The organism is Magnetococcales bacterium, from assembly GCA_015228935.1.
Lineage (GTDB): Bacteria > Pseudomonadota > Magnetococcia > Magnetococcales > DC0425bin3 > HA3dbin3.
In genome coordinates this window covers 1-12682 of sequence record JADGCO010000108.1, presented here as the reverse complement: position 1 = coordinate 12682, position 12682 = coordinate 1, and the positions used below count along the sequence as shown (strand labels likewise).

General features: G+C 55.4%; 13 protein-coding genes and 1 riboswitch. Of the genes, 9 read left to right on the top strand and 4 right to left on the bottom strand.

The window, feature by feature from the left end; genetic code table 11:
• From HQL65_17845 to ald, 8 genes are all read left to right on the top strand, one after another.
• Positions 1 to 225 (top strand): DUF4351 domain-containing protein (locus tag HQL65_17845; protein MBF0138098.1); only part of this gene is annotated, 225 nt, incomplete at its 5' end.
• Positions 226 to 405: 180 nt separating this feature from the next.
• Positions 406 to 825: a DUF4351 domain-containing protein gene (locus tag HQL65_17840; protein ID MBF0138097.1), complete on the top strand. Its 420-nt coding sequence runs from the start codon at positions 406 to 408 to the stop codon at positions 823 to 825.
• Between the two features lie 35 nt (positions 826 to 860).
• A riboswitch (cobalamin riboswitch) is annotated at positions 861 to 1079 on the top strand.
• A 148-nt stretch (positions 1080 to 1227) separates the two neighbouring features.
• Positions 1228 to 1923: an energy-coupling factor ABC transporter permease gene (locus HQL65_17835; protein MBF0138096.1), complete on the top strand. Its 696-nt coding sequence runs from the start codon at positions 1228 to 1230 to the stop codon at positions 1921 to 1923.
• The gene (locus HQL65_17830; protein ID MBF0138095.1) at positions 1913 to 2227 is read left to right on the top strand and encodes an energy-coupling factor ABC transporter substrate-binding protein; all 315 of its coding nucleotides are present in this window, start codon (positions 1913 to 1915) and stop codon (positions 2225 to 2227) included. Before HQL65_17835 ends, HQL65_17830 begins: the two co-directional genes overlap by 11 nt.
• Positions 2214 to 2963, top strand: a complete 750-nt coding sequence (cbiQ, locus tag HQL65_17825) for a cobalt ECF transporter T component CbiQ (GenBank protein ID MBF0138094.1) — start codon at positions 2214 to 2216, stop codon at positions 2961 to 2963. Before HQL65_17830 ends, cbiQ begins: the two co-directional genes overlap by 14 nt.
• Positions 2956 to 3810, top strand: a complete 855-nt coding sequence (locus HQL65_17820) for an ATP-binding cassette domain-containing protein (GenBank protein MBF0138093.1) — start codon at positions 2956 to 2958, stop codon at positions 3808 to 3810. Before cbiQ ends, HQL65_17820 begins: the two co-directional genes overlap by 8 nt.
• Positions 3811 to 3872: 62 nt before the next feature.
• Positions 3873 to 5174 carry an adenosylmethionine--8-amino-7-oxononanoate transaminase gene (gene bioA, locus HQL65_17815; GenBank protein MBF0138092.1) on the top strand — a complete coding sequence of 434 codons (1302 nt, stop codon included), beginning with the start codon at positions 3873 to 3875 and terminating at the stop codon, positions 5172 to 5174.
• A gap of 319 nt (positions 5175 to 5493) precedes the next feature.
• Positions 5494 to 6633 (top strand): alanine dehydrogenase, encoded by a 1140-nt coding sequence (gene ald, locus HQL65_17810; protein MBF0138091.1) that lies wholly within the window; start codon positions 5494 to 5496, stop codon positions 6631 to 6633.
• 156 nt (positions 6634 to 6789) lie between these two features.
• On the opposite strand, the gene HQL65_17805 is transcribed toward ald, so the two are convergent.
• The 3 genes from HQL65_17805 to HQL65_17795 all read right to left on the bottom strand — a co-directional run bounded on the left by HQL65_17805 (position 6790) and on the right by HQL65_17795 (position 7946).
• Positions 6790 to 7302 (bottom strand): hypothetical protein, encoded by a 513-nt coding sequence (locus HQL65_17805; protein ID MBF0138090.1) that lies wholly within the window; start codon positions 7300 to 7302, stop codon positions 6790 to 6792.
• An 84-nt stretch (positions 7303 to 7386) separates the two neighbouring features.
• Entirely contained in the window at positions 7387 to 7659 is a 273-nt protein-coding gene (locus HQL65_17800; protein MBF0138089.1) for a type II toxin-antitoxin system RelE/ParE family toxin, read from the bottom strand.
• Between the two features lie 8 nt (positions 7660 to 7667).
• Positions 7668 to 7946 (bottom strand): CopG family ribbon-helix-helix protein, encoded by a 279-nt coding sequence (locus tag HQL65_17795; protein ID MBF0138088.1) that lies wholly within the window; start codon positions 7944 to 7946, stop codon positions 7668 to 7670.
• Between the two features lie 198 nt (positions 7947 to 8144).
• On the opposite strand from HQL65_17795, the gene HQL65_17790 reads away from it, so the two are divergent.
• Positions 8145 to 9281 carry an AI-2E family transporter gene (locus tag HQL65_17790; GenBank protein MBF0138087.1) on the top strand — a complete coding sequence of 379 codons (1137 nt, stop codon included), beginning with the start codon at positions 8145 to 8147 and terminating at the stop codon, positions 9279 to 9281.
• Positions 9282 to 9462: 181 nt separating this feature from the next.
• Here the strand turns inward: HQL65_17790 and HQL65_17785 are convergent.
• Positions 9463 to 12682 (bottom strand): response regulator (locus HQL65_17785; protein ID MBF0138086.1); only part of this gene is annotated, 3220 nt, incomplete at its 5' end.

The following is a 12682-nucleotide window of genomic DNA, read 5'->3' as shown; positions in this document are numbered from 1 at the left end:
AGAGATTGGGAGCAAAAAGGACTCGAAAAAGGCCGCCAGGAAGGCCGCCAGGAAGAGAGAATTCATCTCCTGCTTCGCATTCTCCAGCGTCATTTTCCCGAACTGCCTGCCTGGGTCGAACAGAAGGTTCGTGCTGCCGATCCGGATGTTTTGGATTCATGGATAGATCGGGCCATTGATGCGGGTTCGTTGCAGGATCTCTTCCATGGCGAAATGACCAATTGAGCATGTCAAGGGTCGCACAGAACTCATTTTCGGTTTTTTTGACCGATGATGCCGTGAGGATGTGTCCGCTTTCCAAGAATTTTCGTGAAATCGTCATCAATCGGATACGGCAGGATGAATCCTTTCGGAGAGAGGGATGAATGATGCTCCAGCAACGCGAAGGGGTGGAGTTGAAGGTGATTGGCTGATGTTTCTGTCGTCAAAACGGAGGCTGAAGAGATGGCCATGACAATCAACATCATGGACAACGAAGTCCTGCGCCCCTTATTTTTGAAGGCACTGGAAGAAAGCGAACAAAAAGGTGCCCGGAAAGGCATCCGGAAAGGCATCCGGAAAGGCACCCGGAAAGGCATGCAAAAAGGCATCCAGAAAGGCATCGAACAAGGCATCGAACAAGGCATCGAGCAAGGCATCGAGCAAGGCACCCAAAAAGGCGAGGCTGCCATTCTGCTCCGTCTGCTACGCCGCCGCTTTGGTGAACTCCCTGACCAGGTGATTGCCAGGATCAACGCCGCAAGCCAGGAATCCATCGAAGCCTGGAGCGAAAACATTCTGGATGCCCGGTCGATTGAGGAGGTTTTCGGTTCAAGAGCAACCTGAAATAACCCCTTGACTTTCACACCCGATTCTCCTGAAAATCCTCGGGGTGTACTGGATTCCTCCGCGATTGCCGAATTGCGGGGGATGAAATGGGAACACGGTCGTGGCCTTTGCTTGGCGAGGTACCATGCCGTGGCTGCCCCCGCAACTGTGAGCGGCGAGCCTGATCCAACAAGGCCACTGGGAAACCGGGAAGGCTGGACCCAGGCAAAGACCCGCAAGCCAGGAGACCTGCCAGTACCCTGTTGCAAGCGCGCTGTTGCTTCTTTTCCATCCGGGCGGGGTGCCCCGGTGGCGCGGGGTGGATTGATCTTGAAAAAAACCGGTCGCTCCAGCGACCGACTCCTCTCCCCGGACCATCGCTGCACGACCTCCTCTGGATTTTATGGGGAGTGTTGCCGTATGCACATCATGGAAGGTTTTTTGCCCCCGCTGCACGCTGCGGCCTGGAGTGTGGCTGCCCTTCCCTTTGTGATAGCCGGGGTGCGCAAGGCTGGCCGTACCCTGCGGGAAAAACCGGAAACACGCCTGTTGCTGGGTGCCTGTGGGGCTTTTGCCTTTGTCCTTTCCGCCCTCAAACTGCCGAGCGTGACCGGAAGCTGTTCCCATCCCACCGGAACAGGTCTGGGAGCCGTCCTGTTCGGTCCCCCCATCATGACATTGATTGCGGCCATTGTGCTGCTGTTCCAGGCCCTGCTCCTGGCCCACGGGGGATTGACCACCCTGGGAGCCAACCTTTTTGCCATGGGAATCATCGGCCCCTGGGTGGCCTGGGCCGCCTACCGCGCCGGCAAGGCCGCCGGACTCACCCTGCCCACCACCCTGTTTATTTCCGCCACGCTCGGTAACCTCGCCACCTATGTCACCACCGCCCTGCAACTCGCCATCGCCTTTCCCGATCCGGTATCGGGCGTGGTCGGCTCTGCCGGCAAGTTTCTCGCCGTGTTTGCCGTGACCCAGATTCCATTGGCCATTGTTGAAGGGTTGTTGACGGTGGCCGTCGGCAACTGGCTGCTGCGCAACAGTGCCGATGAATTGCGCCAATTGGCCAATCTGCGCGGCCATGCCGGTTTGGAGAACTCCTGCCATGTTGCGTAACAATCGGTTTGTTCTGACCCTGGCCCTGTTGATCGTGCTGCTTCCCTTTGTGCTGCCAGGATCCAAAAATGGCAATTTTACAGGTGCCGACGATCAGGCTGGAAAAATTGTTGCCCAGTTGCAGCCAGGATACCACCCCTGGATGACAGCGTTCTGGACCCCGCCCAGCAACGAAATTGCCAGCCTGTTCTTTGCCCTGCAAGCCGCCCTGGGCAGTGGCCTCATCGGTTATTATGCAGGCCTGCGGCGCGGTCGTCGCCAGGCGAAAGAGTCCCAAACCAATCAGGATCATGCGCGTTCTTGACCGGATTGCCCACAACAATGCCTGGTCGTCACGCGGTACGGGAGGCAAAGCCGCTCTCTGTCTTGGCTTGATGGCCACGGCCCTGCTTGGATCCCCCCCCTTTGCCGCCCTGCTCGTTTTGCTGACCACGGCGATTCTGGCCCGCATGTCGGCCCGCGTTCCTGCTGCCGTATTTTTGGGCATGCTTTTGATCCCGGCCAGCTTTCTCGTGACCACTCTCCCCATGTTGGCCATTTCCGTATCCTGGCAGGAAGGTCTTCTCCTGACCTGGTCAGCCACCGGGGCACGGAATGCCGTGCTGCTTGGGTTGCGTTCCCTGGCCACTCTGGCGGCCATGCTCCTGCTCGCCTTGACCACTCCCCCCATGCGCCTGCTCACCCTCGGTAAAAAACTGGGGGTGTCGTCGGTGTTTATCGATCTTGCCATGCTCACCTACCGCCTGCTCTTCGTGCTGGGAGAGATGGCTGCCACCGGCTTCCAATCCCAATCTTTTCGCCTCGGTTATCAGGGATGGCGACGTTCCCTGCGCTCCCTGGCCCTGCTTGTGGCCGGTCTGCTGGGCCGCACCCTGCACCAGGCACGCCGCATGGAAACCGGCTTGGCGGCCCGCGGCTATGCGGGAAACCTCCCCGTACTCTCCTCCGCTCCGCAAACCTTGCCTGGAGAGTGGTTGTGGGCCGTGGCCCTGCCGGGAGGAATCCTGCTGGTGAGTCGGGAATTGGCGCGTTATGGCTGAGGTCATTCTGGAAGCCCGCAATCTGGTTTATCGCTTTCCGGGCAACACCGACGCGACGCTGCGCGGCCTCAACCTGAAAATTGCCGCCGGCGAACGCCTCGCCCTGCTGGGGGCCAATGGTGCCGGCAAGACAACTCTCCTTTTGCACCTGAATGGCACCTTGCGCCCCCAGACAGGAAGTGTGCTGCTGGATGGTCAACCTGTTGGCCATGATCGCAATTCTCTTGCCCAATGGCGTCGCCAGGTCGGCGTGGTCCTTCAGGAATCGGATGATCAATTGTTTGCGGCCACGGTGGCCGAAGATGTCTCCTTTGGCCCCCTCAATCTTGGTTTGTCGGAAGCTGAAACACGCCAGAGGGTCACGGAAACCCTGGGAGCTTTGCAAATTGCTTCTCTGGCGAACCGTCCTCCCCACCTTCTGTCGCATGGCCAACGCAAACGTGCTGCCATCGCCGGTATTCTGGCCATGCGTCCACGCATATTGATCCTGGATGAACCGACCGCCGGCCTGGATCACCAGGGAAAAATCCACCTGTTGGCCATCCTCTCCCACCTTTCGGATACGGGTACCACCATCGTATTTTCCACCCACGATGTTGATTTTGCCTATGCCTGGGCCGATACGGCTGCCCTGTTTGCCGATGGTCGGGTCCTGGAACAGGGACCCATCACGACCATCATGACCCGCACCTCCCTTCTCCAGGCAGCCAACCTGGCCCCCCCCATGGTTCTGGTATTACAGGATACCTTGCGCCACAACGGCATTGCGATTCCAACCAACCCGCCGGCACGCACGCTGGAAGCCCTGGCAGGCATCATGACCGATAAACTTTTCCAGATGGGTTGACCATTGCCCCCCAAATGCGGGATTGTTGGGAATTCAGGAAACGGCACGAGGAGGTGCAGCCCATGCAGGATCTGGTCAGCCTGGACCGCCGACACATCTGGCACCCTTTTACGCAGGAAAAATCGGCCCCCCTTCCCATACCCATTGTTGCGGCCCGCGACGCCACCCTTTTTGCCGCCGATGGTCACAAATATCTCGATCTGATCTCCTCCTGGTGGGTCACCACCCACGGTCATGCCCATCCGGCCATTGCCCGGGCCATCGCCACCCAGGCGGAAAAGCTGGAACAAGTGATTTTTGCCGGCTTTACCCACGAACCGGCCGTCAAGCTGGCCAGCCGCCTTGTCGCCAGGCTTCCCCATGGCCTGAACCGGGTCTTTTACTCCGACGATGGATCCACCTCCGTGGAGGTGGCCCTCAAAATGGCCTGTCAATACTGGATCAACCGGGGCGAACGGCGGACGCGCTTTCTCTCCTTTGAAGGGGGTTACCACGGTGATACGGCGGGTGCCATGTCCGCTGGTCGGGCTTCGGGTTTTTTCGATGCCTTCGAGTCCATGCTGTTCCGTGTCGATGCGATTCCCTTTCCTGCCACCTGGATCGGCGATACGGAAGTGGATGCCAAGGAAGAACATGTCCTGACCGCTCTGACCCAATACCTGGAACAAAACGCCAGCGAATGCGCTGCGGTCATCCTGGAACCTCTGGTCCAGGGGGCCGGGGGGATGCGCATGTGCCGCCCCGACTTTTTGCGGGGCCTGGCCGCCAAACTGAAAATGGCCGACATTCTCTTGATTTTCGACGAAGTCATGACCGGTTTCGGTCGCACCGGTGCCATGTTCGCCTGCCACAAGGCCGGCGTGGATCCAGATATCATCTGCCTCTCCAAAGGCTTGACCGGCGGTTTCCTCCCCATGGCCGCTACAGTCTGCCGGGAGGAAATCTATCAGGCCTTCCTGGACGACGGCTTCGATCAGGCCTTTGCCCATGGTCACTCCTACACGGCCAATCCATTGGGGTGTGCTGCCGGTATTGCCTCCCTGGATCTGTTCGAAAAAGAAAAAACCCTGGCCCGCGTGGTCAACATCGAGCGGGTCAACAAGGAAAGAGTCCTGGAGCTGGTCCGCCATCCCAAAATCACGAACGGTCGGGTTTTGGGCGGCATTGCCGCCGTGGAACTCGATCATTCAATACCCTACGCCTCCGAAACGAGCCACCGCCTGCGGGCTTTTTTTCTCGAACGCGGCCTGTTGATTCGTCCACTGGGTAATGTCATTTATGTACTGCCACCCTATTGCATCACGGATGCAGAACTCCATCGTGCCTGGAATGTCATAGAAGAGGCATTGCATACCGTCGTCTGATGGCGGAATGTGGACCTCCATCCCGGTTTTTCAAACGTTTATTATGGGGGAACCGAACAGTTACCGTTTTTTTGTATTCATTTCAAAAAAAAACACCGTTAGACTAAATATAAAGAGGGGGTCTGGATCAATCAGTCTCTCAGAGGCTGTTTATTAACCCTCGGATAAAAAAAATTGGAAAGGAAGATTTTATTGGGACTCCGCCCCAAACCCCGCCAGGAGGAAGGGCACAGCCCTTCCTCCTGGACCTCCATCCCGGTTTTTCATTCGTTTTTATTGAAATTAACATGTTATTAGACAGCCTCTCAGGAGCGGATACATGTACATCGGGGTCATCAAGGAACATCGCCCGGATGAGTACCGGGTCGCCATTACACCATCCGGGGTTGAAACCCTGGTAGAACATGGTCACCAGATCCTGGTGGAATCCGGAGCCGGTCTTGGCAGTGGCTTCAATGATTCCCGCTATGCCGCCGCCGGGGCTGTCATCGTGCCCGACGTGGCGGAAATCTGGGAACGGTCCGCCATGATGGTCAAGGTCCAGGAGCCACAACCCGGCGAATACTCCGCCATGCGTCCAGGCCAGATCATCTGCGCGTTTTTTCACTTGGCTGGTGCCCCTGCCCTGTTGCAGGCGGTGTTGGATTCCGGTTGTGTGGCTGTGGCTTATGAAACCATCGAAACCCCGGATGGTCGCCTGCCTGTTCTGGCTCCCATGAGTGCCGTGGCGGGTCGCATGGCCATTCACCAGGCAACCCGCTTTCTGGAACGCTCCCAGGGAGGACGGGGGCTTTTGTTGGGCGGGGTACCTGGTGTGGAACCGGCCACTGTGCTGATCCTGGGTGGGGGTGTGGTTGGCAGCAGTGCGGCGCGCATGGCGGCCTCGCTCGGTGCCCGTGTCCTGATCCTGGATGTGGACCCGGAACGCATCCACGATCTGAGCGACCGTATGCCCCCCAATGTCGTTCCCCTCATGTCCGACCGGCAAAAACTCCAGGAAACCATCCTGGCCGCCGATGTGGTCATCAGCGCCGTCCTGACCCCCGGTGCACGTACCCCGCAACTCATCACCCGGAACATGCTGAAACGCATGCAACCGGGGTCGGTCGTGATCGATGTGGACATCAATCAAGGGGGGACCCTGGAAACCGCCCACCCCACCACGCACAGCCGTCCAACCTACGAACTGGACGGCGTCATCCATTACTGTGTCGGCAACATGCCGGGCGCACTCCCCTTGACCGCCACCCCCGCCCTCACCGGTCACACCCTGCCCTATGTCCTGGAGTTGGCCAATCAGGGATTACAGCAGGCCATCAACAATGACCCGGCCTTGTGCAAAGGCATCAACGCCATCGCCGGTCACATCACATCTCCCCCCGTGGCCGAAGCTTTTGGTCGCCCATTGACCCCGGTGGAGGAAGCCTTGTCTCTCATGACACCAGAAAACTTCTCCTGATATTTTTTGATATTCAGGTTTTTTTCATTTTCGATGGAATCAACATACTGATGCCATTCGACCATGGATGCAAAGGGACCGATGGTATCCCCTTGCTCTGCCTGCTGGAGAGAAACAGCAAGCATGTCATCAAGGGTTGATCCAATTTCAGGCAACTCAGTCACGTGACACCCCCATGACCGATTTGGCTTCGATGGCTTTGTCATGCAAATTTTCAATTTCCCGTTGGACGATATCCAACTCCTTCTGGGCCACGGCCAACCGTTCGTAGGCCTGATTCAATTTTTCCCGCAGGGCGGAAAGTTCCTCCTGCTGGGGGCGGGTTTCAATGTCGGTTTTGGTCCTGATCTCCATGTATTCCCGACGTTCGTTTTCCGTGGCCACTTCTGGATATTCCAGGGAAATCTGCTGCACCTTCCGATATTTTTCCAGGGCACGGTAGACCGGTACCCGTTTTTCTTCCAGGGCGCGTTCCCGGCTGCGCACATCCCCTTCCAGCTCAAAAAATTGGGTTTGCAAAGGCCGCAGAACGTCCATCTTGACGTTGTACTCTTCTTTTTTTTCCTTGAGATGTTCCGCAACTTCGCGGGCAATGGCCGTGGGCCGTGCCGCAACGAGGTTCGGTACGATCATGCCGGCCAACAGAATACCCAGGACCATGTAACGCATTGGACATCTCTCCATTACATATTTTTGACAACAGGATAACAACATCCAACCATGGGACAGAAGATACTTTTTTTGATTTTTTTGCTACAACATTTGCGACCCGTGAAAGACTCGCAATATTTCAATCCGGCCATTTTTAACTCTATATGAAACGATATAAGGAGTTCCCGGAATGATCAATTCTCTTGATTCGCAATTTTTTCCCGTCCGGCCCATATATGGACTCTTCATCAAATGCTCAGTGGATTCAAGAATACGTCTGGAAACTTCTGAAGCCGCTTTCGGATTATGTTCGGAAATATAAGCCCTGATCTTGACAAGGTCAGTACGGGCCATTGCCAGCCAAACAATTTCCATATAGAAAATCAAACGGTTGGAACGTCAGGAGCCGGGATTTCATCTTTCGTTCCCCAGCTCTCCAGCCATTTTCGCATGTCGTCATGAGAGACAAATGGCCCACCCTGATCAGCCTGTTCGACTGCTTTTTTGGTCTCCTGCATGATCCAAATATTCTGGTCCACGTACCCCTTGATGGCCTCTTCGGCAAGACAAGAAACATTGCGTTGGGTGTTTATGGCAAGCTGTTCCAGGCGATCCTTGAGATCTGAATCCAACATCAATGTGAGCGATGCATTTCCGGACATGCCCCCCCCTCAATCAAGCGAAAATTTTCTACAAGTCTGTAATGTAAAACGTGGATATGCACAGATCAACAAAAACTTCCTGAAACTTTATACTGGCTGCCTTTTCCCTTGACCAGCCGGATTGACTTGCCGGAGGATGCAGGGAGGGTTGGCTCCGCAGGCACAACCCAACCATACACGAATTTTGAAGCAATAGGCATGCCTATGACCGGGGATACGGAACAGCAGGACCTGGCACGTTTCGAGACGCAGTTTTTGATCATCCTGCTGGTACTGGCACTGGGGGGATTGCTGTGGCTTTTCACGCCTTTTTTGACCGGCTTGTTCATGGCCATGGTGGTGGCCGTGGCGACTTGGCCATTTTACCAACGGCTGCACGACTCCTGGCACCTGACGCCCGAGCGGGCAGCCGCTCTCATGACCCTGCTGATCCTGATCCTGGTGATTGCGCCCCTGGTCTATTTGATTCTCTCCAGCGTATTTCGCATCGGCTATACCGTTGATGACAGTCAAAAATGGCTGGCCAGTCTCTCCGATGCCTCGACCTTGCAGACGACCTTGCAAAGTTGGCTCGGTCCTCTTCCCCTTCCCAAGGAAGTACGAGAAAGGGTTTTGGCCGAAATCATGGCCCGGCACGAAAACCTGACTGCACAAGGTGCCCGCCTGCTTTTGTCTTTGCTGAAAATGCTGACCAGCCAGGGCTTGACCTTCCTGGCTTCGCTGGGATTGATGCTGTTTGCCTTGTATTTTTTTTACCGGGATGGACCCCGGATCGTGCGGTACGTCAAGGTTCTTACCCCCCTGGACAACCGTTTTGACGATGTCATGTTTTCCCGTTTTGCTGCCCTGGCCTTTACCCTGACCCTGAGTACGGTCGGCATTGCCTTGCTGGAGGGCATCTCTTTTTCCCTGGTGACCGCCTTCATGGGTCTGCCCTGGTTTTATCTGGGGGTGGCCCTGGCCATGGCGTCATTCATTCCTGTGGTGGGTGGCCTTCTTGTCTGGGGACCTCTGGCCTGGGTTCTCTATTGGCACGGGCATCAGGGGCAGGCTTTTTTCCTGATTTTCTGGGGTGCCTTCGTGATCGGTTTCTGTATCGACAGCCTGTTGCGGCCCCTTCTCGTTGGTCGTCTGGGAACCATCGCCACCAGCCACCAGGCCGGTGGCCCTGTTCTGGCCCTGAACTACACCCTCCTCACGGTCCTTTCCACCTTCGGTGGCGTTATCCATTTTGGCATTCTGGGGTTGCTCTTTGGTCCCATCATCGCCGCCATGGCCATCACCATTTTCGATATTTACGAAATGAAATATGGAGCCTGGCTGGACCGTTCCTGAAAATTTTCCCATGGGTTCATCAGATGAAAAACCCGGTCCTTCATGCGTCTATTTCCGGAAATTACTCTGTTTTTTTGGGAACAGTTTCTCGTGGATCGGATGAAAACCCGGTTCTTCATTCGTCTGTTGACCAGGGTGATCTCCAAAAAAAAACAGGCATCAACGTGCTGTCGGCACGGGTTCATACTGCCCCCAGATCAATCTTTTCCTCTTTCGCCCAATCACGAAAAAGCGTCAGGCAGGTTTCATAGTCGTAATTGCCGAGGGCCACCTGGATCGGTTCCAACCTTTGCCGACGCCGACCGTTCGGCATCATCGCAGCCATTTCCGTGACCACATTTTCCACCGTGGAGTCACAGACAAGGAGCATGGCAACGGCCTTCTGAATCAGCAGAGACAAATCCTCCAGACCGATATTGTTTCCTGTTTGCTCGTTGTTTTCAGTCGTGGTTACCGGTTGCACCAATGTGGTTTCGATGGTTGCCACGATGCGGGCCAATTCACTGGCCGCCGTGCCGAACAATTTCGGTAATGCTGTCATGCCGTCCGTAACCTTTGCCTGTTTTTCAATTTTTTCCGCAAGAGATGCCAATTCCAGAGCGCCGATGGTTGCCGACACGCCCTTCAAGGTGTGGGCTACACGTTCCAACGTCAGGACGTTGCCGGATGCCAGACACCGTTCCATTTCCTGACAGGCTCCGCCTTGATTGTGGGCAAATTTGAGCAGGACGTTGCGATAAAGCAGGGTGTTGCCTCCCACATTGCGTAACCCCCTGGCCGCATCGATTCCTGGAATCGGGGGCAAGGGCAGAATCAGGTCCGCACTGCGTCCAGAAGCGGGTGCGACTGGAGACCGGGAAATGGGGCTGGATCGACTTGGGAGCCATTTGGCCAGGGTGGCATACATTTCATCCAAATCCACGGGTTTGGAAATGTGGTCGTTCATGCCTGCATCCAGGCATCTTTCCCGGTCACCGGCCATGGCATTGGCTGTCATGGCGATGACGACCAACTCGTTGATACCCCTTTTTTTCCGGATCAGCCGCGTGGCGGTCAGACCATCCATGACCGGCATCTGCAAATCCATTAAAATACCGTCAAAATGCGCCTTGTCCACCAGATTGACCGCCTCCAGCCCATTTTTGGCAATGACGACCGTGATTCCTGCCTGTTCCAACAATTCCTGCGCCACCTGCTGATTGATTTCGTTGTCTTCCACGAGGAGCAGGTGGATCCCGGCCAGACTGGCCCGATGGATGTTTGCATAACTCAACGTCTGCCGAATCGGTTCATGGCCGAAGACGATCAGGATGACATCCAGCATGGCGTTGATATTGACCGGTTTCATCAGGAACCCATCCAGGAGATTTTTTTTCTCCTCCGATGCGGCGATGTACTCCTGGTCATAAGCGGTCACCATGATGACTAACGGCATTTTTTTCAGGGGCAACTCTTTTTTGATGCGCCGTGTCGTTTCCAGACCATCCATGCCAGGCATTTTCCAATCCATCAAAACCAGATCGAAAGGTGACCCTTCTGTCTCGGCCATGACGAGTGTTTCAAGGGCTTTTTCCCCGCTTGCTACACAAACCGGATGGTAGGTCAAGTCTTCCAATTGTCCACCAATGATCTGTCGGGCACCGTCATTGTCATCCACCACCAGAATCCGCAACCCGCGAATACATTCTGCCGGCAGCAAGGGTTCTTGCACCAAACCGGCCAATTTGTTGAAACGGGCCGTAAAAATGAAACGGCTACCGCACCCGGGATCATTTTCAACCCGGATCTGTCCCTCCATCATTTCGACCAGGCGCTTACTGATTGCCAATCCCAACCCGGTTCCACCATATTTTCGGGTGATGGAAGTGTCCCCCTGGGAAAACTCCTGGAACAGCTTGTTCATCTGTTCTGGTGTCATGCCGATGCCGGTATCCCGGACAGTGAACTGGAGGAACACGCTTTCCAGGGTCTCTTCCAGCACTTCGGTAATTATGGAAACCTCGCCTTTTTCCGTAAATTTAATGGCGTTGCCAACCAGGTTGGTCAAAATCTGTCCCAGGCGATGGGAATCCCCTTGCAGACCATGGGGAACATTTTTTCTGGTATCCAACAAGAGTTCCAGGCCTTTTTCATGGCTTTTGACACTCAGGATGGCCACCACGCCCCCCAGAACCTCATCCAGGGTGAAGCCAATGTTTTCCATGGCAAGCTTGCCGGCTTCAATCTTGGAAAAGTCCAGGATATCGTTGATCAACTGCAATAAAACATTGGCACTCACACTGACCTTGGACAGATAATCCCGCTGCTGTCCGGTCAATTCCGTTTGCAGACACAAGTGGGTCAAACCGATCACACCGTTCATGGGTGTGCGGATTTCGTGACTCATTGATGCCAGAAACTCCGATTTGGCCAGGTTGGCTTTTTCCGCGATGAGCTTGGCACTTTCCAACTCGGCGTTTTTATCCTGGAGTACCTGATCCAGACGTTTGCGCTCGCTCATGTCGCGCACGGCGGCAAACACACCCTGCAATTTTCGGTCACGGTCGTAGATGGTGGTCGCATGGAGAGATACCGGTGTTTTTTTGCCATCCCTGGCCCACACGGTGAGATCGTAGTCAATGACCTTCTTTTCTCTCAACACCAGATTGATGCCTGCTTCAGCGCGTTCCGGATCGGTGAAGTGATTTCTGAACGGCGCACCGATCAGTTCGTCGCGGGTACAACCCGTGAGCATTTCCATTTGTTTGTTGCCATCAATGATGATCCCGGATTGATCGGTCGTCACGAGCGCATCGATCTGGGACTCGATGAGGGAGCGTGTGTAGAATTGCTGATCGCGCAGACGTTGATCCAGCTTCTTTTGTTCGGCTTCGACCTGTTTGCGAGCGGTATTGTCCGTGCCGATCAGCAGGTAGCCGATGATGGCATTGTCTGCATCGCGCAAGGCCGTTACCGAGACGACCGCCGGAAAGCGACTTCCATCCTTGCGAATGTAGGTCAGCTCATAAATATCCTCGATGCCGCGTGAGGCCTTGAACACCAAGGCCTCGAAACCGGGAGTGATCGATGCGGAAAGCTCGGCGCTCAACGCCTTGGCTCGCACGATGACCTCCTGCGGATCGGAAATATCGGCAGGCGTGATCTTGTTCAGTACTTCCACAGCCATGTAGCCCAGCATGCGCTCGGCACCGACATTGAAAATTTGAATGACACCCTTGGCATCGGTGGCAATACTTGAAAAATTGGCGCTGTTGAAAATCGCATTTTGCAGGGCACCAGCCTTGAGCAGGGCTTCTTCCGCCCTTTTGCGAGCGGTATTGTCCGTGCCGATCAGCAGATAGCCGATGATGGTGTTTTCATCATCACGCAAGGCTGTCACGGATACGACCGCCGGAAAGCGG

Bases quoted from the DNA above. Each gene is read 5' to 3' on its own strand.
- HQL65_17830 (MBF0138095.1), top strand. From the start codon at position 1,913: ATGTTGCGTAACAATCGGTTTGTTCTGACCCTGGCCCTGTTGATCGTG.
- HQL65_17820 (MBF0138093.1), top strand. From the start codon at position 2,956: ATGGCTGAGGTCATTCTGGAAGCCCGCAATCTGGTTTATCGCTTTCCG.
- HQL65_17835 (MBF0138096.1), top strand. From the start codon at position 1,228: ATGCACATCATGGAAGGTTTTTTGCCCCCGCTGCACGCTGCGGCCTGG.
- HQL65_17795 (MBF0138088.1), bottom strand. From the start codon at position 7,946: ATGTCCGGAAATGCATCGCTCACATTGATGTTGGATTCAGATCTCAAG.
- cbiQ (MBF0138094.1), top strand. From the start codon at position 2,214: ATGCGCGTTCTTGACCGGATTGCCCACAACAATGCCTGGTCGTCACGC.
- HQL65_17800 (MBF0138089.1), bottom strand. From the start codon at position 7,659: ATGGAAATTGTTTGGCTGGCAATGGCCCGTACTGACCTTGTCAAGATC.
- bioA (MBF0138092.1), top strand. From the start codon at position 3,873: ATGCAGGATCTGGTCAGCCTGGACCGCCGACACATCTGGCACCCTTTT.
- ald (MBF0138091.1), top strand. From the start codon at position 5,494: ATGTACATCGGGGTCATCAAGGAACATCGCCCGGATGAGTACCGGGTC.
- HQL65_17805 (MBF0138090.1), bottom strand. From the start codon at position 7,302: ATGCGTTACATGGTCCTGGGTATTCTGTTGGCCGGCATGATCGTACCG.
- HQL65_17790 (MBF0138087.1), top strand. From the start codon at position 8,145: ATGCCTATGACCGGGGATACGGAACAGCAGGACCTGGCACGTTTCGAG.